The 16,971-nt window shown below is 48.1% G+C and carries 30 protein-coding genes; all 30 read left to right on the top strand.

Going from position 1 to position 16,971, the window contains the following annotated elements; translation table 11 throughout:
• The first annotated feature begins 1 nt into the window (after position 1).
• The 30 genes from DXD12_RS03365 to DXD12_RS03230 all read left to right on the top strand — a co-directional run bounded on the left by DXD12_RS03365 (position 2) and on the right by DXD12_RS03230 (position 16,959).
• On the top strand, positions 2 to 289 hold the full coding sequence (locus DXD12_RS03365) for a hypothetical protein (protein WP_117469496.1): 288 nt from the start codon (positions 2 to 4) through the stop codon (positions 287 to 289).
• A 4-nt stretch (positions 290 to 293) separates the two neighbouring features.
• Positions 294 to 533: a hypothetical protein gene (locus DXD12_RS03360; RefSeq protein WP_118637367.1), complete on the top strand. Its 240-nt coding sequence runs from the start codon at positions 294 to 296 to the stop codon at positions 531 to 533.
• Positions 530 to 1,501 carry a hypothetical protein gene (locus tag DXD12_RS03355; protein WP_118637365.1) on the top strand — a complete coding sequence of 324 codons (972 nt, stop codon included), beginning with the start codon at positions 530 to 532 and terminating at the stop codon, positions 1,499 to 1,501. The genes DXD12_RS03360 and DXD12_RS03355 overlap by 4 nt, the downstream gene beginning before the upstream one ends.
• A gap of 63 nt (positions 1,502 to 1,564) precedes the next feature.
• Positions 1,565 to 2,077: a hypothetical protein gene (locus tag DXD12_RS03350; RefSeq protein WP_118637363.1), complete on the top strand. Its 513-nt coding sequence runs from the start codon at positions 1,565 to 1,567 to the stop codon at positions 2,075 to 2,077.
• Between the two features lie 12 nt (positions 2,078 to 2,089).
• Positions 2,090 to 2,263: a hypothetical protein gene (locus DXD12_RS15200; RefSeq protein ID WP_182457012.1), complete on the top strand. Its 174-nt coding sequence runs from the start codon at positions 2,090 to 2,092 to the stop codon at positions 2,261 to 2,263.
• 437 nt (positions 2,264 to 2,700) lie between these two features.
• A complete protein-coding gene (locus tag DXD12_RS03345; RefSeq protein WP_117469500.1) occupies positions 2,701 to 2,958 on the top strand; it encodes a hypothetical protein in 258 nt (85 codons plus the stop codon).
• A 65-nt stretch (positions 2,959 to 3,023) separates the two neighbouring features.
• Positions 3,024 to 4,058, top strand: a complete 1,035-nt coding sequence (locus tag DXD12_RS03340; RefSeq protein ID WP_118637361.1) for a hypothetical protein — start codon at positions 3,024 to 3,026, stop codon at positions 4,056 to 4,058.
• Positions 4,059 to 4,071: 13 nt separating this feature from the next.
• Positions 4,072 to 5,145 carry a phage replisome organizer N-terminal domain-containing protein gene (locus tag DXD12_RS03335; RefSeq protein ID WP_118637359.1) on the top strand — a complete coding sequence of 358 codons (1,074 nt, stop codon included), beginning with the start codon at positions 4,072 to 4,074 and terminating at the stop codon, positions 5,143 to 5,145.
• Entirely contained in the window at positions 5,030 to 5,893 is an 864-nt protein-coding gene (locus DXD12_RS03330) for an ATP-binding protein (protein WP_114002380.1), read from the top strand. Before DXD12_RS03335 ends, DXD12_RS03330 begins: the two co-directional genes overlap by 116 nt.
• Complete coding sequence (locus DXD12_RS03325; protein WP_114002379.1) at positions 5,890 to 6,219, top strand: hypothetical protein; 330 nt, start codon at positions 5,890 to 5,892, stop codon at positions 6,217 to 6,219. The genes DXD12_RS03330 and DXD12_RS03325 overlap by 4 nt, the downstream gene beginning before the upstream one ends.
• Positions 6,212 to 6,904, top strand: a complete 693-nt coding sequence (locus DXD12_RS03320; RefSeq protein WP_118637357.1) for a DUF2786 domain-containing protein — start codon at positions 6,212 to 6,214, stop codon at positions 6,902 to 6,904. The genes DXD12_RS03325 and DXD12_RS03320 overlap by 8 nt, the downstream gene beginning before the upstream one ends.
• A 25-nt stretch (positions 6,905 to 6,929) precedes the next feature.
• Positions 6,930 to 7,547, top strand: coding sequence for a hypothetical protein (locus tag DXD12_RS03315; protein ID WP_147238633.1), 618 nt, complete (start codon positions 6,930 to 6,932; stop codon positions 7,545 to 7,547).
• Positions 7,544 to 7,975, top strand: a complete 432-nt coding sequence (locus DXD12_RS03310; RefSeq protein WP_117469505.1) for a single-stranded DNA-binding protein — start codon at positions 7,544 to 7,546, stop codon at positions 7,973 to 7,975. The genes DXD12_RS03315 and DXD12_RS03310 overlap by 4 nt, the downstream gene beginning before the upstream one ends.
• Positions 7,975 to 8,169: a hypothetical protein gene (locus DXD12_RS03305; protein WP_022118886.1), complete on the top strand. Its 195-nt coding sequence runs from the start codon at positions 7,975 to 7,977 to the stop codon at positions 8,167 to 8,169. Before DXD12_RS03310 ends, DXD12_RS03305 begins: the two co-directional genes overlap by 1 nt.
• Before the next feature lie 254 nt (positions 8,170 to 8,423).
• A complete protein-coding gene (locus DXD12_RS03295) occupies positions 8,424 to 9,239 on the top strand; it encodes a hypothetical protein (protein ID WP_118637355.1) in 816 nt (271 codons plus the stop codon).
• Positions 9,236 to 9,412 (top strand): hypothetical protein, encoded by a 177-nt coding sequence (locus DXD12_RS15195; protein WP_158553023.1) that lies wholly within the window; start codon positions 9,236 to 9,238, stop codon positions 9,410 to 9,412. The genes DXD12_RS03295 and DXD12_RS15195 overlap by 4 nt, the downstream gene beginning before the upstream one ends.
• On the top strand, positions 9,388 to 9,609 hold the full coding sequence (locus tag DXD12_RS03290) for a hypothetical protein (protein ID WP_114002373.1): 222 nt from the start codon (positions 9,388 to 9,390) through the stop codon (positions 9,607 to 9,609). Before DXD12_RS15195 ends, DXD12_RS03290 begins: the two co-directional genes overlap by 25 nt.
• Before the next feature lie 142 nt (positions 9,610 to 9,751).
• Entirely contained in the window at positions 9,752 to 10,546 is a 795-nt protein-coding gene (locus DXD12_RS03285; RefSeq protein ID WP_347561357.1) for a radical SAM protein, read from the top strand.
• A 7-nt stretch (positions 10,547 to 10,553) separates the two neighbouring features.
• Positions 10,554 to 10,697 carry a hypothetical protein gene (locus tag DXD12_RS15190; protein ID WP_182457010.1) on the top strand — a complete coding sequence of 48 codons (144 nt, stop codon included), beginning with the start codon at positions 10,554 to 10,556 and terminating at the stop codon, positions 10,695 to 10,697.
• Positions 10,694 to 11,128, top strand: coding sequence for a phage N-6-adenine-methyltransferase (locus tag DXD12_RS03280; RefSeq protein ID WP_118637351.1), 435 nt, complete (start codon positions 10,694 to 10,696; stop codon positions 11,126 to 11,128). Before DXD12_RS15190 ends, DXD12_RS03280 begins: the two co-directional genes overlap by 4 nt.
• A 3-nt stretch (positions 11,129 to 11,131) precedes the next feature.
• Entirely contained in the window at positions 11,132 to 11,407 is a 276-nt protein-coding gene (locus DXD12_RS03275; protein WP_022118892.1) for a hypothetical protein, read from the top strand.
• Positions 11,404 to 11,961, top strand: a complete 558-nt coding sequence (locus tag DXD12_RS03270; RefSeq protein ID WP_118637349.1) for a hypothetical protein — start codon at positions 11,404 to 11,406, stop codon at positions 11,959 to 11,961. The genes DXD12_RS03275 and DXD12_RS03270 overlap by 4 nt, the downstream gene beginning before the upstream one ends.
• On the top strand, positions 11,924 to 12,160 hold the full coding sequence (locus tag DXD12_RS03265) for a hypothetical protein (protein WP_117787527.1): 237 nt from the start codon (positions 11,924 to 11,926) through the stop codon (positions 12,158 to 12,160). Before DXD12_RS03270 ends, DXD12_RS03265 begins: the two co-directional genes overlap by 38 nt.
• Before the next feature lie 4 nt (positions 12,161 to 12,164).
• Positions 12,165 to 12,383 (top strand): hypothetical protein, encoded by a 219-nt coding sequence (locus DXD12_RS03260; RefSeq protein ID WP_118637347.1) that lies wholly within the window; start codon positions 12,165 to 12,167, stop codon positions 12,381 to 12,383.
• Entirely contained in the window at positions 12,352 to 12,537 is a 186-nt protein-coding gene (locus DXD12_RS03255; RefSeq protein WP_118561914.1) for a hypothetical protein, read from the top strand. Before DXD12_RS03260 ends, DXD12_RS03255 begins: the two co-directional genes overlap by 32 nt.
• Positions 12,538 to 12,652: 115 nt before the next feature.
• Entirely contained in the window at positions 12,653 to 13,102 is a 450-nt protein-coding gene (locus DXD12_RS03250) for a hypothetical protein (protein WP_117469513.1), read from the top strand.
• Positions 13,103 to 13,386: 284 nt separating this feature from the next.
• On the top strand, positions 13,387 to 13,947 hold the full coding sequence (locus tag DXD12_RS03245) for a site-specific integrase (RefSeq protein ID WP_114002367.1): 561 nt from the start codon (positions 13,387 to 13,389) through the stop codon (positions 13,945 to 13,947).
• Positions 13,948 to 14,305: 358 nt separating this feature from the next.
• The gene (locus tag DXD12_RS03240) at positions 14,306 to 14,866 is read left to right on the top strand and encodes a hypothetical protein (RefSeq protein WP_118637343.1); all 561 of its coding nucleotides are present in this window, start codon (positions 14,306 to 14,308) and stop codon (positions 14,864 to 14,866) included.
• Positions 14,853 to 16,706, top strand: coding sequence for a phage terminase large subunit family protein (locus tag DXD12_RS03235; RefSeq protein ID WP_118561910.1), 1,854 nt, complete (start codon positions 14,853 to 14,855; stop codon positions 16,704 to 16,706). The genes DXD12_RS03240 and DXD12_RS03235 overlap by 14 nt, the downstream gene beginning before the upstream one ends.
• 13 nt (positions 16,707 to 16,719) lie before the next feature.
• Positions 16,720 to 16,959: a DUF6148 family protein gene (locus DXD12_RS03230; RefSeq protein ID WP_114002364.1), complete on the top strand. Its 240-nt coding sequence runs from the start codon at positions 16,720 to 16,722 to the stop codon at positions 16,957 to 16,959.
• Positions 16,960 to 16,971: the final 12 nt, after the last annotated feature.

Here is a 16,971-nt window from a genome sequence, read left to right as displayed (position 1 = left end):
AATGACAAGAGAAAAATTCCGGTTCGCCGGACAGACCGTGAAGGTCAGAAACGAGATCCCAAAGTTCGGCGGCGCCGACTTTACAATCGAAGACTACTGGCAGAATGTGACCGGCGGCCTTTCCTGGATGGATAGCAACGGCAACCCGGCCGCGATGATGTACGCGATCCGTACCGGTTCCCAGGGCTTTAACGTCCCGATCGACAACGAAGTCGTTTATGGAAAGATCGGTTCGCTTGGCTATCTGTTCCATGTGTCCGAACTGATTCTTCCGAAGGAAGGAGAATAAGCACATGGCACAGGAAAAGGAAATCAAGAATTTTGTTTTCAACTACACAGACGGCACAAGCGAAACCGTCGAAAAGGGTTTCTTTTGCAAGATCAAAGACGAACCAAACGGCGAAGCGACATTAAGTTTCGAAATGGTCGGCGTATCTGGAAAAGACCTGACACAAATTGTTCTGGGTTGCGTCGAGTTGGGCGCGCGCCTGGGAATGTTCGACAAAAAAGAAAGCGAGGAAATAAGCGAATGAGTAACACAAAGGAAAGCGTTGTTTTGAAGTATGACGACATGGGGATTCCATCCATCATGTTAAAGGTTGAGAACACGGCGAAGACGCCGGAAGAAGCCGACAGAATGTTCTTCGTGCGTGGTGTTGAGTATGACGCCATATATCTTAGCCGCTTCGTGAATTGCGTCCAGAACGGCCGCGCGTATTCGTTGCCGCTGATGGATCCGAAGGTATCTATCAACATGGACGACGCGATCGCGGCTTGTAGAAAGAAGGGCGCCGGCTGGCACTTAATGACCGCCATCGAATGGAACTGGTTAAGAAAGCACACGAACCCGGATGTCCACGGAAACACCTGGAAAGGCCACTATCACAATGACGAAACCGAAGTCGGAATCAAAGTCCCGAACACCTGGCGGACACTGACCGGATCCGGCCCGGCTTCCTGGTTCCATAACGGGAACAAAGAAACGGGCGTCGCTGATGTGGTCGGCCTGGTTTGGAAAATGATCGCCGGTATGCGCTTAAAGAATGGCGTCTTACAGTATATGCCAGACAATGACGCGGCACACCCGGAAGCCGACCTTTCCGAAAGAAGCCAGGAATTCAAGGAAGTTCACATTGACGATCTTCCGTTCCCAGATCCGGTAAAGATTGGCCCAGGCGAAGACGGCTTGATGATTACAACGTCCGGCGAAGTGGAAGGCTGGGACGCGGTGAGACGTCGCGACGTGGTTGTAGATCTTCCAGCGGACAAGATCCCGGAGATCTTAAAGGATTTAGGGATCATCACCGAAGGCATGGACAAAGACGACGCCTGGTTCGCGGCTGACGCAGACCTGGACGAAGCGGTGTGTTACGTCTCTGGCGGTTACCCCAACACTTCGAACGCTGGCCCTTCCGCGTTGAACTTGTACAACCCACGTTCGAGCGTCTGGGCGGACATCGGCTTCTTCTCCGCTTGTTTAGGGGAACCTGTTATCCGGTAACTGAAATCTGTATTCCGCGCGATAGCGCGTTAATTGGCCCGTAAGGGCCGGAAAGGTGGAACCATGTATAAACCAACGATCAACACATCATACAAAGGTGTATGCAGACTATACGAAACGTGCGGCCGTTCTGATTACTGTTTACGCGCCGCCGAAGACATTCTTTTTATTCACGGCTTCGACATCACAAAAACGCCTGGATATGAAGATCTTACACCCGATCAGAAAGACCTGTTCGCCGCCCATTGCGTAAAGTACATGAACAGTGTCGGAATGAACACAAAGATCACTATGTACCCGAAAACGGTTCATTTCGTCCGCGAATATCAGTATTGTTCTTTCCCGGAATGGGACGAAGAAATTCAGAAAAACATTCGCTGGCAGATCGGCCGCGAATGGATCATCTTAAAAGCCAACGGCCGGACAAGGAAGTTCAAAAAGTACCTGGACGACGACAGAACCGAAGCCGACATCGACAAGACGGTCACGAAGGAATTTGAATATCTTCGCGTTGACTGGCGGCAGAATGGAACGAATGTCTGGTTCCACGTTACGGCCCCGGATGAATACTATTAAGGCGGTGAGAGTATGAAGAAAACAAACGAAGGCCAGAACGGCCAGGTTGAGAACTTAAAAAGCATTTTAGAGGGTTTCGGAATCAAAACGTCGAAGGAACTTGACGCCGCACTTTCGGAAACCCTGGACGCCCTTACAATCGGCATTATGACAGACCGCGCGATCGGGGCGAGAAATTCAGCATAAAGCAAAGGCGCAACGTCAAAGATTGGAACCCTGACACGTTGCGCCCGATGTTGGCCGCGTTTTGGACACAGCCTTTAATAATTATAGGGGAAACGTGAAGAAATGTCAATCGTTAGAAATACAAGGGAAGCCCCGTATTACATAGACGGAATCACAAAAGCAACGGATCCATTCTGGAAAGTCTATTGCACTTGTGGTTTCACGTTCCTTTCGTGCATTTCAAACGGCAAGTGTCCGAAATGTGGGCGCGTGGAAGGTAAACGAATGTTAGGCGATAGAACTTTCGAAGAAGTCGTCGCGGAACGCGGACAGCCGCGGCCGCTGGAAGATTAAATCAGAATAAATCAGAGTTTATCAGAGTAAATCCGACTTTATCAGAGTTTATCAGAGTTTATCAGAGTTTATCAGAGTAAATCAGAGAAAAAGGCGGTGAAACTTTGAACAGACTAGGCTTTATCGTTTTGTCGATCCTTTCCCAGAATGGGGCGACGAACAAATTATCTTCGATGTCGGTTCAGGAGATTTCCGACACGGAAGAATTCGGTTATAAGCCGAACACAATCTTCAAAAAAATCAAGGAATTCGAAGACGCCGGATATATCGGCCGCGGCTTGAAAGAAGGCCGGGCGGACACGTTCTTCATCACGGACACCGGACGGGAATTCCTGGAAGGGGCGAAGCATGAAACGAAGTGACGCCAGAACAGAAACGAGAACCGGACGGAAAATGTCCGATAATACCACGAAGGGAGAATCAGAACATGAAAAATAAAATTGCTTTTGTAGCGGTCGGCCAGGCCGGCGGCAACATTGGACAGCTTTTCGAAGATCGGGGGTTTAATGTCCTTTACATCAACACGTCCCAGGAAGACCTTGACACCCTGGAACACGCAAAATATAAATACCACATTCCGGGCGGCGAAGGTTGCAATAAGAACCGCCGGAAGGCGAAACAGCTTGTGATTGACGACTTCGACCGTATCGCGGCAGAGATCGAAACCAAAATCAAGGCGGATCTGACGTTCGTTATCTTCGCCAGCGGCGGCGGAACCGGTTCGGGAGCCGGCCCGATGTTGATTGACCTTTTAATCGACGAAGGCCGCGCCATCGGAGCGATCACGATTGTTCCGGGACAGAATGAAAGCGTGAAGGCACATATCAATTCTTACGACTGTTTTTCGGAGTTGACAGAAATCGCCGGAACGGCCGCTTGCTTCATCCTGGACAACGACCGGGCGGAAAAATTGTCAATCAATACTTCCTTCGTGGACGACTTCTGTTCGTTCCTGGAAGTGCCGGAGAAGCATAAGAGCGTGAAGGGCAATATTGACAAGGCCGAAATCATAGAGACACTAAGCGCCCACGGAATGGCCCTTGTGACGTCCAGAAAGGCCCAAAACAGCGCCGAAACAATTAAGACTATACAAGATAACCCTTACGCCCCTATCGAGGGCGACAGAGCCGTTAAATACATCACAGCGTCATTGTCGGACGGTGTAACCATGCCGGAACTGGAAAAAGCGATCGGAACCCCGATCGACACCTTCCAGACCTTCAATGACGAAGGAATCACAATTTGTTGTATTTCGGGGCTGACTTATCCACAATCACGTCTGGATATTGTGTATAAAAAAGTGGATGAAAACAAAGAGGTGATCGAAAAGAACCTGACAGCAACCAGAGAAACCCGGATGAAGAAATCAATTAACTTCCTGGACGATCTGGAACCGCCGAAGAAGGCGGCGGAAGCCCCGAAACCGAAATCAAAACGGGACATTATGAGCAAGTATTTATAAAGGCGGTGTTTTTATGGCGGAAATTAACTGGATCAAACTTCGTGTAGATATGTTTGACGACGACAAAATCAAAATCATTCAATCCATGCCGGAAGGCGACGCGATCCTGGTCGTGTGGATCCGTATTCTTGCACTTGCCGGTAAATGCAACGCGAAGGGCCTTGTCTTGATTGAAGACGAATTCCCATATTCTGACGAAATGCTGGCGACTATTTTTAATAAGCCGCTGGCAACCGTCCGCCTGGCCCTTACGACCTTCGAGAAGTTCCACATGATCGAGAGAACCGAAAAAGGGATTTACATAACCAACTTCGAAGCGAACCAGAACAGCGAAGGCATGGAGAGAATCAGAGAACAAAACCGGATCAGACAGCAGAGACAGCGCGAAAAGAAACGCGCCCTTCTGGGAATGTCACAGCCGGAAGAAAAGCCAGAACCCCAGGAAGAACCGGCGGTTTTGCCAAAAGAAGAAACTGAAATCGTGACCGACGGCGTGACGCGTCACGTTACATCACGCGTGACAAACCGTGAAATCACGGAACAGAATAAGAATAAGAATATAGATATATATAATATATCTTCTAACGAAGATATAGTCGAAACTTCGGAAAAAAAATCCGAAGTTCCTGACCGCGAACCGGAAAAACCGAAGAAAACGGATCGGTTATCTTATGACCTGATCGTGGAAGACTTTCGAAATACCTGTCCAGCCCTTCCGGGAATCCACGGATTGAATGATACCAGGAAGGCGAAGATCCGTTCCCTGGTGAAAGAACTGGACAAACTGAAAATCTTTCCGGGGCTGGAACCCGAAAAGAAATTACACATCATTTTCCAGGCGGCACAGAACAGTGACTTTCTTTCCGGCAGAAACGGAAAATGGAACGGTTGTTCCTTCGACTGGCTGATAAATAAAACAAACGCCTTGAAGACGCTTGAAGGCACATATCAAAACAAAGGGGGATCCGCAAATGGAAGAATCAATCCAGGAGACAATGAACAAAATGTTTCCCGACCTGATGGCACGACGAGCGCGGCGCTTGAACGGTTCCGAAGAAACGCCGGACGATCAGACACCGAAATATAATTGCCCGATTTGCCATGATAGCGGCTGGGAAATGGTGACAGGCCCGGACGGGTACGAATTTTGTCGCCGGTGCAAATGCGGAATCTTCGAACGCCAGGCAATCGAAAGAAAGCTGTCCTTCGCCACTATCCCGAAGGAATTTGAAGGCCACACGGTCGAGAATTTCAAAACCGACTGTTATAGCACGAAGGAGAATCGCGAACTGGCCCAGATGGCGAAGGTTATCGCTTCCCGGTACGTGGAACAGTTCGACGAGATCCGGGAAACCGGCAAAGGCTTATATTTTTATTCACAGACAAAGGGATCCGGTAAAACCAGGCTGGCCGTGTCTATTGCAAACGACCTGATCCAGAAAAAGATCATCGCGGCAAAGTTCGCGACCACAATTCAAATTCTGGATCAGATAAAAGCAACCTGGGGCGGCGAATGGAAGAACGAAGAAACCGAACAGAAATTGATCCAGGAAATCGTTTCGGTTCCCGTCCTGGTGATCGACGACATCGGCGTCGAAGCCGTGAAACCCTGGATCAATGAGCGTTTTTATAATATCTTAAACGGACGCATGATCGAAAAGCGCGTGACAATTTTTACAAGTAATTGCCGCATGGAAGAATTGAATTTCGACGACAGAATCATAAACCGAATTATCAAAATGGCGTTGCCGGTGCAGTTCCCGGACGAATCAATCAGAACCGCAATCGCCAGGAAGGAGAACGACGACCTTCTGGATCGTCTTCTGGGGGCGTGATTATAGCGGTTGACTTCGACGGCGTGTTATCCAGTGCCGGAAAGTGGCCGGAAGTCGGGGAACCGAACGAAGCCCTGATGAACTGGCTTTCAGATCTTCGGACTGGCGGCCACAAGGTTATTTTGTGGACGTGCCGCGTCGGGGAAGCGCTGGAAAGCGCGGTCGCCCAGTGCCGGGAACACGGGCTTGAATTCGACGCCGTGAACGATAATATACCAGAAATCGTTGAAATGTACGGCGTGAACAGCCGGAAAATAACGGCTGATTACTACATCGACGACAAAGCGGTCGTCGTTAAATTCGAGAAAGGGAAAGAACATGAATGAAGCAGATAACAAGATCATTGACAAGATCGAAAAGCTGATCGCCTTATCCAGTTCAGACAATGAGAACGAAGCGAAGGCCGCCATGTTAAAAGCACAAGAGTTAATGGCAAAATATGAAATCGAAATGAGCCAGATCAACCCGGACAAGGCGAAGGAACGTCCGGTCGTGTCCTACACGTCACCGTCGTTCCGCGACGACTGGGTGGTTGATCTTGGGAGCCTGATTGCCGGAAATTTCAGGTGTCGGGCGGTTATTTCGTCAAGACGCGGATCCGGCGGAGCGTTCCGGCTTAAATTTTATGGGTTCGACGAAGACGCGCAGATCAGCATTAACATTTTCAATTACGCCGTGAAAGTAATCCGCCGGAGAATGGCGACGCTTCGGGCGATTTATGCAGAAGCCGGCCGGGAGTTTGGCCGGAATGAAAAAATGAACTACGTCGAAGGCTTTAACGCCGGACTTCACCAGAATTTCGAAGACCAGAAGAAACAAAGCGAAACCTTCGCCCTGGCTTGCCTGGTTCCGGCAGAAGTAAACGCGTTCATTGATGAAATCCCAGGAATGGAAGAATACCAGAACCGGGAATTTGAAAGAAGCCGCGAACACGATCTTCTTCGCCAGTATGGCTATATCGACGGGAAGAATTTTCAGAACGCCGGGGACAAGGAACGCCTGGCAGAATAGAAACGGGAAGGTGGTTGAATGAATTTTGTGGAATGTAAAGAAAAGTATTTTATCATTGTGGAAGGCGAGGAAAGAGCGATTATCCGGGGAACAGAAAAAGACGCCGAAAGAAAGCGAAAAAAACTTGCAAAGTACAGCAAGGGAAAGAAAATTTTTATCTTCAAAGCCGTTGAAAGAAACTAACCCGGAAGCGGAGATCTACGAAGCTATTAACCGGATTGAATTTCAGTTCGGCAAGGAAACCCACACGGTCGGCGAAGCGAACCTGTTATTCGCCTACGAAGTCGGCCTTGACCTGTTCACGGTCTACGTGATAGCCCTTTCGGAGCATTACGGCGCGATCGTCTTCTATTTGCCGGAAGACCTGACAAGGGAAATCGCGCGGCACTTGCCGCCGGATGAAACATTCCAACGCTACATAGCGAATCTGATCGAACGCCAGGCTGGCCTTCGAAACATTAACACAGTTTTGAAGGGCTTCGGCATGGGTTGCGAAGCGGCCGCGGAAGCATTGCTTGAATTATCCGCCGCGGTCGGAAAGGTCATGGACAAACCGATCGACTATCGGGAAATGCCGAATAATTGGCTGAAAATGCACCACAAACCAATGAGACGAAAAGGAAAGGGGAGAAAGAACAAATGAACAAATGGCTGGGATCTGGCAGACTTACGGACAATCCGGTTCTGAAATATGACAGCGATCGCGCCGTATTTGCCACATTTACGATTATGTGTGTCCGGGACGGTAAAATCCCGGACGGCGGCCAGGCGGTCGATTTTATCGACTGCAAGTGTACCGGACATAACGCGGAATTCGCGAAAAACTTTTTAAGAAAAGACAAGAAGGTCGAGATTGTCGGCCGTTTGGAATCCGGGCATTATACGGAGCCTGGCGGAAGAAAAATCTATACAAAGACCGTCCGCGTCTATGAAATTAACTTCGCCGAAACGAAGGCAGAGGAAGAAACACGAAGACAGACCAGGGAAAACGAACAGGTTCCACCGCCGGCGCCGGAAAATAGTTCGTTTATGGACATCCCGGAAGGGGACGGGGAATTCCCGTTCCGTTAATGGACGACCTGAAATACAACGGTTCCGGTTATCGTGACGTTACGGCGGAACGCGCGATCCGAAAAACAGATAAACAGCCGCAGGAAGTGACCGATCTTGTGGAGATATTCAAGAAAATTGCAGATTTACAAGGCTATGAGATCCACGGCCGGATCGGCTTCAAGAATAAGCACACCGGCATAATTTACAAATAGCCAGGAAGGAAAAAGGATGATGGTAAAAACAACTTGTGTTTGCGACCGGTGCGGAAAGACATTCGACGAAGTGAATTCAAAGACAGTCAAAATCGTTTCGGCCAGAGCAGAGAGAAAGAAGGAAAGCCAGGAGCCAAAGAAAGCCGGCCTGTTTTGTGGCCTTTTCGACTTTTTGAACAGATACACGGTAAAAGATTTTTGCCCGGAGTGTATCGAAGAAATTAAGGGATTTATCCAGAAAGGAGCGTTCGAGAGTGAAAACAGTCCTGATAAGCATTAAGGAAAAGTGGTGGAAGAAAATTCTTTCCAACGAAAAAGAACTGGAAATTCGCAAGAACAGACCGAAGGGGATAGAATATCCCTTCCGGGTGGTCTGCTATGTGACCGGCCGCGGAATCATGGGCGCGTTTACTTGTGACTATATCAAGAAAACCAACGATTACAAGGAACTTTCGGAATGTTCCGGCCTGGAACCTGGCAAATTATTCGAATACGCAAACGGGGCCAACGGAAAAACCGATACTTGTCTTTATGGCTGGCACGTCCAGGAAGGAACGCCGGTTGAATTCGACCAGGCGTTCAAGATTGACACGGCCGGAATTACCAGACCGCCGCAAAGCTGGTGTTATATTCAGGAATACACGGCGAACCTGGTCGCGTATAGCTTCGATGGCGAGACTTACGGAGCCACCTACAACAACACGAAAGAAGCCTTGAAGGACGCGATCGCGGAATTTGAGGAATTCAAGAAATGTCCACCGAAAAGAGGGATTCCGAATAAGATCTTCGTCGGCCAGTGTGAATTTTACCGTCCGTCGCTTTCAAATTCTGGTTACGACGTGATCGAAGCGGTTCAGTGCCAGGCCCAGGACGAGGGCGGCGAGTGGGCTGACGATTACCTGGACGACGCCACAAGGGAACAGATCGAAGAACTGGAAAGCGGCCTTGAAGCTGTCTTCCAGGAGTGGATCCAGAAATATAATTTTTACCCGAATTTTTATACGATCCCGGCCGCGGATGTTTACACTTACGACGGCGAACAGCTTATCCAGGAAGGGGACGCGAAATGAAAGCCCTGGTTATAATGGCCGCCGCCGTGGTATTCCTGGCGTTTATCTTCGCACTGGCCGCGGCCGCGTCGTGCAAAAGCGACGATGAAAAGAAGGACGAAGATCGGGAACAAGAAGAATGGATCTTGAAGACCAGAAAGGAAAAGAAATGGAAAATCAACAGGAAAGAATAAATAAATTTATGTCCCTTATGACCGAAGCCAGCCAGGCGACCGGGATCACCTACGCGGTGGAACAGGGACAGGCGCTTGTCGTTTTTGACCTGGTAAAAAATGAACCGGTTGAACTGGAAATCGTTGTCGGAACCGAAGCAGTCCGCGAGAACGGACAGACATCGTTTACAACCTTCGACCGGTCGAATGTCGAGTAAAAAGAAAATCGGTCTGATTGATGTTGACGGACATAATTTCCCGAATATCCCATTGATGAAAATATCGGCATACCACAAGGCACGCGGCGACGATGTTTCGTGGTATCAGCCGTTATTTTCGGGACACATGGATCGGGTGTATATGTCAAAAGTATTCAGCTTTACACCGGATTATGAATATTATATCGACACCGACGAAGTAATAAAAGGCGGATCCGGTTATTGTATTTCTTTGAAGGACGGAAAAGAAGAATTCGACAAAATGAAGGACATTCCGCTTCCGCCGGAAATAGAACATATTTATCCAGATTATGGCCTTTACGGAATAACCGACACGGCTTACGGATTTCTTACAAGAGGATGTCCGCGCGGTTGCGACTTTTGCCATGTGGCCGCGAAAGAAGGAAAATGTTCGGTCAAGGTTGCTGATCTATCCGAATTCTGGCATGGACAGAAAAATATAATGCTATGCGATCCGAATATTTTAGCTTGTCGGGATTGGAAAGAATTATTGCAACAGCTAATAGACAGCAAAGCAAGGATAAATATAAATCAGGGCCTAGATATTCGATTGATGACCGAAGAAAAGGCGGAAATGATCGGAAAACTTCGCGTCGAAAGCGTTCATTTTGCCTGGGATAAATACCAGGACAAAGAAGCAATCCTTCCGAAGTTCCGGCAGTTCAAGGAAATAACCGGATGGGGAGCCAGGAAAACAAGTGTGTACGTCCTGACGAATTTTGATACTACCTTCGAACAAGATCTTGAAAGAATTTATACACTTCGCGATCTGGGTTACGATCCTTACGTTATGATTTACGACAAGGAACACACGAAAGGGAGTGATCCGGTTCGACTTCTCCAAAGGTATGTGAATAATAGACGGATATTCCGAACAATCAGCCGATTTGAAGACTATGATCCGAAAAAAGGATAATTAAGGAGTGGAAAACAAAGAAAAGAAACCTAAAAACGAAACGGAACCTTCGGGGATCCTGGATGATTACGAATGTGACGGTCAAATGTCAATTTATGACTTCCCCGAATGGTTTCCTGATAGCATGAACACGAAAGGAAAGAATGAATGAACACAAATGTTATGTTTTCCAGCAAAACGGACGCATGGGCCACACCGAAGACGTTCTTTGCTGAACTTGACAAGGAATTTCATTTCGACCTGGATCCGTGTGCTGATGAATTCAACCATAAGTGCGAAAAATATTATACCATCGCCGACAATGGCCTTTTGAAAGAATGGGGGGGGCATAGGGTATTTTGCAATCCCCCGTATGGCCGGGAAATAGGAAAATGGGTGGAAAAAGCCTTTCGCACGAATGAGGATCACGGAAACCTTGTCGTTATGTTATTACCAGCGCGAACCGATACAAAATGGTTCCACGATTACATATACCACAAAGCGGAAATTCGCTTCATACGTGGTCGCCTGAAATTCGGCGATAGTAAAAACAGCGCCCCTTTTCCGTCAATGGTCGTCGTTTACGGCCAGAAAGGAAACTAGAGCATGGGAAAGAAAAATAAACGCCCGGAATATGTCATAATTTGCCGGGAATTCAATCGGGCCGCGGCCAGGATTGATATAACAGTCATAGACAAAGGCGTCACCGATCACCTGATGGACAGCCTTATAAAACTTCATTTACGCGATCCACACAAGCGTTATTTTCTGACCTTGAAAAAGGATTTTCAGATTTACGGCGCGGTTTGGAAGAAGCAGATCGAAACGATGGACATTAAGAACAATAAAAGAATTGTTGAACTGGGGGTTGACCTGGAATGATCCACGAAAAGCAGATAATAATATTTTTTATATGCGTTATCGCCGGCGCGGTGGCGTCGGCGGCCACACACGCGATCAAAGGCTGGATCAGCCAAAAGGAGTATATGAAAATACAAAGAAAAAGGGCGTTTCGGCAATTTTTAGAACACGAAAAAAGAAAGGCAGTACATGAAGCAATGAAAAAATGTGAAATGGGCGGATGCGTGCCGCCGGTAGAACCAGACAGACTTGTGATGTTACCACCGTGGCCGGCAGGAATGTTGCGGCCTTGCCTGATTGATCCAGAAGGCAACCAGACGAAGGCGTGGTTCCATCGTTGGACTGAGCGAAGCGAAATTATTCCGCCTAGTCCTATGATTGGCGGACATTCTGGCGGCGTGTTAAAATATGCGCTTGCACTTGTGGAATTTGAGGACGGCCACGTTCGCGAAGTTGCCCCGGAACGGGTAAAATTTACAGATACGGAAATTCGGGATTGCTATTTTCCTGGAAAAATGAGAAAGCGAGGGAAAGAACATGGCGAGGAAGAAAAAGAACCAGGAAAACGCGAATAAAACCGAAGATTTCAAGCCGACACCGCTAAACGATAACGATCCAGAACTTGAAGCGGCCTATTTGAATTCTTATCCGGTGGAAGCGAAGGACATTCCGAAAGGCGCGAAGCTGATCGGCGTTATCGAAGCCCTGGCCTTCCCGGTGGAGATCTACCAGGACACCGACGGGAATTATATTTCATGTGTACAAGAAAGGTGAGGAAATGAGCAAAGAAGAAGCGGTTCAATTACTGACCGCGGCCGGATATAAAGCGAAAGTCGAAAATTCGGTCGTGATTGCCAGGGTTGAGAATTTCACGAAGAAAGAATTTGAAAAAGTCCGAAAAATCCTGAAAGACGCCGGTTATAATAGCAGTTTCGGGATCAAGGAATCGAAAGGGGAAGAAAAGAATGTCCGGGACGAAGAATCCGCCGAAATTTAAAGCCGGCGACACGATAAAATGTCGGGACGCGGACGACGCGATCAGGATGTCCGAAGAACTTCTGAAAGCTGGGATCTATACCGATTTTCTTTATTACAAAGACGGAAAACGGGGCTTGTGGCTGGAAGTGGTGAAAGATTATGAAAACGGTTGATTTGACAAAAAGTTTGTTGTAAAATAAAAGGACGGAACGCCGTTCCCGACTTCTCCGCCCACAAAATCTTTAATAATCATAGCACGAAGCGGCCGTGATTGCAAGGGGAAGTCTAATGGCGAAACCGTCTAATAACAACGAAAGGAACCTTTTTAGAGACATTGACCTTCAAATTATGTTGTGTAATGAGAGAATCAAAAATCACAGAAGGTCGATCGACAAGATCAAAAAAATGTGTGGGTGGAATGGCCCTTCTGGCGTTGGTGGAATTGACTATTCGAAAGAGTCTTCGCCCAGCACTCACATTTCTTTTCTGGAAGGGCTGGAACTGATCCAGCGCGACGAAGCGAATATCCAAACACTGACAGAGGAACGGAAGGAACTTCGCCGGAGTAAAAAGCGCGTGCAAAAGATTTATTCGAGTCTGACCGGATACGAAGAAAAAATCTATTACAACCGCGTGATTTTGAAAGAAACACAGCAAAGAACCGCCGAAAAAATCGGTCTGTCCGTCCGCCAGGAACAGCGGATCGAAGGGGACATGAAAGACCGTGGCTTGATCTGAAAATGAAAATTTTTTGAAACGAAAATTTTTCAAAAATTTGAACCGGTTTTTGAAAGACCGAAAGTTCGAAAAACCCAGTAAATACACGGGGAAGTGTAAAAATACAATGTCGTATTTCATGTCGTGTTTTATGTCGTAAAAATGTCGTAAAAGATGTCGTGGAAATGTCGTGTTCCCGTGTGCTATAATGTGTATGTTGATAAGTGGATCAATAAGACCTTCGAAAAGGCGTCGCAGAAATGCGGCGCTTTTTTCATGCCTGAAAAAGAAAGGGGGCGTAAACGATGAACACGGTCGAACCGATCCGGGACATGGATCTTGTTATGGATCTGGCCGACTATCTGAAATCGAACAACGAAAGAGATTACGTCCTTTTTATGTTCGGAATTTATACGGGCCTTCGAATTTCTGACATCCTAAAATTTCGCGTGCGCGATGTAAAAGGGAAAGACGCGGTTTATATTCGAGAGAAGAAAACCGGGAAGGAAAAGCGCTTCCCGATAAACTCAGAGTTACGGCCAGTTATCGACGAATATATTTCCGGGAAACGTGACTTTGAATATCTGTTCCGTTCTCCGAACTATCAGAACAAAGCAATCACACGCCAGCAAGCCTATAACATATTATCGGCGGCCGGCCGGAAGTTTGGCCTGGACAGCATAGGAACGCACACCTTACGGAAGACGTTCGGCTATCATATGTACCAGCAGACACACGACGCCGTGACACTGAAAGAGATCTTCAATCATGCAGACATAAGCGTCACACTTCGGTACATCGGGATCAACCAGGACAACAAAGACAAACTGATTAAGGGCCTGACCTTCAAGCATGGCCGCAAATAAAAGAACACCCAGACACGCCTTGAAGACGCGCGAAGAATGGGAAGTTCTTTTTCTTTTTGCCCCGTACTTGACACAACGGGCGCGTGACAAGTGACGGTGTAGCCTTTTGTTCGCACTATAATGAAAGCGGACGTCCGCCGACCATTTGACACAATAGTAAGATATGACAAGAGAGGGGAGCGACCGACGGGGCGACCGGACATGACAGTTTTTTGAGAAAAAATCCCGAAAAATTTTTAGGTTCTTCCGCCGGACAAAATTTTGTTGCGGGTCTACGAGGCCCAAAATCTTCCCAGATACAGAAAAAAAATAACGAAAGTTGCCGTTTCCGTTTCAGGCGGCAGAAAGGGGGCCGGGTATGGCAAAACAGGAAACAGAATCAGCGAAAGTCACGGATATAGACAGCCTGACCGTATCGGCGGCCGTCCTGGGGAATATTTTCGGAGTCACCGACCGAAGAATCCGCCAAATGGCAGAAGAAGGAATCATCGTCCGGGCGGCGAAGGGCCGTTATAACCTGGTCGATTCCTTGAAGAACTATATTCTTTCGCTGAAACTGGCCGTTGACAGCAACGACAGCGACGATCCAGACGGTGAACTGAACTTCGAAGAAGAAAAAGCCCTTCACGAAAGAGTCAAACGGCATATTTCAGAAATGAAATTGCAGACCATGAAGGGAGAACTTCACAAGGCGGACGACGTTCGCCATGTTATGACCGATATGTTATCGTCCTTCAAAACAAGAATGATGAACATTCCGGCCAAAGTCGCCCCAGTCCTGGAAGACCGCGACGCCGGTTACATCAAGGAACGTCTGACGTCGGAAGTCACGGAAGCGCTGAACGAATTAAAAGACTACAATCCGGCTGATTTTTATAGTGACGAATACGTGGAAGGTGAAGACGATGAACAAATCTGACCTTCAAATCGACTTTAAAACGGTGAAACTGTTCCGCGAGATCGCCCAGATTGTGGCGCCGCCACCGATCCTGACAGTTAGCCAGTGGGCCGACCGGTACAGAAAACTTTCGGCAGAGTCCGCCGCGGAACCCGGACAGTGGAACACAGACCGCGCCCCATATCAGCGCGAAATTCTGGACGCGGTAAACGATCCGGCGTGTGAAGAAGTGGTTATCATGTCTTCGGCCCAGGTCGGAAAAACAGAATTGATTTTGAACACGATCGGTTATTATGTTGACTACGATCCGGCACCGATCCTGGTTGTTCAACCTACCCTTGACATGGCGCAAGCCTTTTCGAAGGACAGACTGGCCCCGATGATCCGCGACACGCCGGCATTAACGGACAAAGTGAAGGATTCAAAATCCAGGGATTCCGGGAACACAATTCTTCACAAGAAATTTCCGGGCGGTCATATCACAATGGCCGGCGCGAATTCCCCGGCGTCCCTGGCGTCCCGTCCGATCCGAATTGTCCTGATGGACGAGACGGACAGATACCCGGCCAGCGCCGGCGGTGAAGGAAATCCGATCAAATTAGCGGAAAAACGAACAAATACCTTCTGGAACCGAAAGAAAATCAAGGTTTCGACACCTACAATCAAGGGCGAAAGCCAGATTGAAAAGGAATTTCTTTCCGGTTCACAGGAAGAATGGTGCGTTCCTTGCCCGTGTTGCGGCCGGTTCCAACCTTACGAATGGGGGCGGATCCATTTTTCCGACGCAACAATGGAATGTTCATTTTGTGGTGAACACATTTCCGAAATGGACTGGAAACAGCAGACCGGAAAATATATCGCAAAATTCCCGGATCGTCGCCGGAAAAGGTCGTTTCACTTAAACGAATTAGCGTCGCCCTGGAAACACTGGGAAGAAATTATTCGGGACTTCCAGGAAGCAAACAAAGAATTGAAGGAAAACGGCGACATAAACAAAATGAAGACCTTTATCAATACCAGCCTGGGCGAAACCTGGGAAGAACGCGGCAAGAGCGCCGACGACGATTCCCTTCTTTCACGCCGGGAACGCTACGAAGCAGAAATCCCGGACGGCGTTCTTCTTCTGACAGCCGGCGTCGATGTCCAGGACGACCGTTTCGAAGTGGAGATCACCGGATGGGGCCGCGGCTATGAGTCATGGGGGATCCGGTATGAAAAGATCTTCGGCGACCTGGAAAAAGACGAAACCTGGGATCGCCTGGAAGAATACCTTGACCGGGAATTGTACTTCGCAAGCGGAACGTCCCTTCTTCTGGCGTGTACTTGCATTGATACCGGCGGCCATTTCACAACACAGTGTTATAAATGGCTGAAAAAGATGGAACGCAAGGGCAAGCGCATTTATGGAATTAAAGGAATGGGCGGCCCTGGAATACCGCTGATCCACAAGGTATCGACAAACAACCAGTATAAAGTGAAGGTCTTTATCCTGGGCGTTGACAGTGGAAAAGAAATCCTTATGACGAGATTAAACACGGTTGACGAAGGGCCGGGCTATTGCCATTTTCCGATTAACGCTGATCGCGGCTATAACGAAACCTATATCAAGGGAATTAACAGCGAACAGCGCGTCGTTCACATCAAGGACGGCCGCCCGGTCATTAAGTGGGTGAAGAAATCGGGAACCAGAAACGAACCGCTGGATCTTCGCAACTATTCCACCGCGGCCGCAGAAATCCTTCGTCCGAACTGGGACGTTCTGGAAGGAAAAATCAAGGCCGGTATAAACTACATGAAAAAACAGCCAAAAAAGAAGGTTGCAAAAAAAACAGGCGTCGCAAGCCGCGGCGTCCAGTTATAAGGGGGTTGATAAGATGGCGTTAAGTAGAGTGAAACAGGAACGCCTGGAAAGACTGAAAAAGCGCTTAAATCTGTACTATGAAGCAGAAGAAGCCGTTTTATTAAACCAGGAATACGTGATCGGAACAAAAAGCCTGAAACGTGCGGACTTATCCACGATCCGGGCAACGATCAAAGACATAGAAAAACAGGTTGAACAGTTGGAAGCCGGCGGAAGGAATTTCGCCGGTCGTTTTATTCCACGGGATATTTGAGAAAGGCGGTGC

It is taken from the genome of Clostridium sp. TF11-13AC, assembly GCF_003481065.1.
Classification (GTDB): Bacteria; Bacillota; Clostridia; order Lachnospirales; family Lachnospiraceae; genus Otoolea; species Otoolea fessa.
The sequence above is the reverse complement of the archived record's forward strand: the minus strand, read 5'-3'. Positions and strand labels throughout refer to the sequence as shown.

Excerpts from the sequence above, each read along its gene's own strand:
- DXD12_RS03365 (WP_117469496.1), top strand. The coding sequence starts at position 2 with ATGACAAGAGAAAAATTCCGGTTCGCCGGACAGACCGTGAAGGTCAGA.
- DXD12_RS03360 (WP_118637367.1), top strand. The coding sequence starts at position 294 with ATGGCACAGGAAAAGGAAATCAAGAATTTTGTTTTCAACTACACAGAC.
- DXD12_RS03355 (WP_118637365.1), top strand. The coding sequence starts at position 530 with ATGAGTAACACAAAGGAAAGCGTTGTTTTGAAGTATGACGACATGGGG.
- DXD12_RS03350 (WP_118637363.1), top strand. The coding sequence starts at position 1,565 with ATGTATAAACCAACGATCAACACATCATACAAAGGTGTATGCAGACTA.
- DXD12_RS15200 (WP_182457012.1), top strand. The coding sequence starts at position 2,090 with ATGAAGAAAACAAACGAAGGCCAGAACGGCCAGGTTGAGAACTTAAAA.
- DXD12_RS03340 (WP_118637361.1), top strand. The coding sequence starts at position 3,024 with ATGAAAAATAAAATTGCTTTTGTAGCGGTCGGCCAGGCCGGCGGCAAC.
- DXD12_RS03335 (WP_118637359.1), top strand. The coding sequence starts at position 4,072 with ATGGCGGAAATTAACTGGATCAAACTTCGTGTAGATATGTTTGACGAC.
- DXD12_RS03330 (WP_114002380.1), top strand. The coding sequence starts at position 5,030 with ATGGAAGAATCAATCCAGGAGACAATGAACAAAATGTTTCCCGACCTG.
- DXD12_RS03320 (WP_118637357.1), top strand. The coding sequence starts at position 6,212 with ATGAATGAAGCAGATAACAAGATCATTGACAAGATCGAAAAGCTGATC.
- DXD12_RS03310 (WP_117469505.1), top strand. The coding sequence starts at position 7,544 with ATGAACAAATGGCTGGGATCTGGCAGACTTACGGACAATCCGGTTCTG.
- DXD12_RS03305 (WP_022118886.1), top strand. The coding sequence starts at position 7,975 with ATGGACGACCTGAAATACAACGGTTCCGGTTATCGTGACGTTACGGCG.
- DXD12_RS15195 (WP_158553023.1), top strand. The coding sequence starts at position 9,236 with ATGAAAGCCCTGGTTATAATGGCCGCCGCCGTGGTATTCCTGGCGTTT.
- DXD12_RS03290 (WP_114002373.1), top strand. The coding sequence starts at position 9,388 with ATGGAAAATCAACAGGAAAGAATAAATAAATTTATGTCCCTTATGACC.
- DXD12_RS03285 (WP_347561357.1), top strand. The coding sequence starts at position 9,752 with ATGTCAAAAGTATTCAGCTTTACACCGGATTATGAATATTATATCGAC.
- DXD12_RS03280 (WP_118637351.1), top strand. The coding sequence starts at position 10,694 with ATGAACACAAATGTTATGTTTTCCAGCAAAACGGACGCATGGGCCACA.
- DXD12_RS03275 (WP_022118892.1), top strand. The coding sequence starts at position 11,132 with ATGGGAAAGAAAAATAAACGCCCGGAATATGTCATAATTTGCCGGGAA.
- DXD12_RS03270 (WP_118637349.1), top strand. The coding sequence starts at position 11,404 with ATGATCCACGAAAAGCAGATAATAATATTTTTTATATGCGTTATCGCC.
- DXD12_RS03265 (WP_117787527.1), top strand. The coding sequence starts at position 11,924 with ATGGCGAGGAAGAAAAAGAACCAGGAAAACGCGAATAAAACCGAAGAT.
- DXD12_RS03260 (WP_118637347.1), top strand. The coding sequence starts at position 12,165 with ATGAGCAAAGAAGAAGCGGTTCAATTACTGACCGCGGCCGGATATAAA.
- DXD12_RS03255 (WP_118561914.1), top strand. The coding sequence starts at position 12,352 with ATGTCCGGGACGAAGAATCCGCCGAAATTTAAAGCCGGCGACACGATA.
- DXD12_RS03250 (WP_117469513.1), top strand. The coding sequence starts at position 12,653 with ATGGCGAAACCGTCTAATAACAACGAAAGGAACCTTTTTAGAGACATT.
- DXD12_RS03245 (WP_114002367.1), top strand. The coding sequence starts at position 13,387 with ATGAACACGGTCGAACCGATCCGGGACATGGATCTTGTTATGGATCTG.
- DXD12_RS03240 (WP_118637343.1), top strand. The coding sequence starts at position 14,306 with ATGGCAAAACAGGAAACAGAATCAGCGAAAGTCACGGATATAGACAGC.
- DXD12_RS03235 (WP_118561910.1), top strand. The coding sequence starts at position 14,853 with ATGAACAAATCTGACCTTCAAATCGACTTTAAAACGGTGAAACTGTTC.
- DXD12_RS03230 (WP_114002364.1), top strand. The coding sequence starts at position 16,720 with ATGGCGTTAAGTAGAGTGAAACAGGAACGCCTGGAAAGACTGAAAAAG.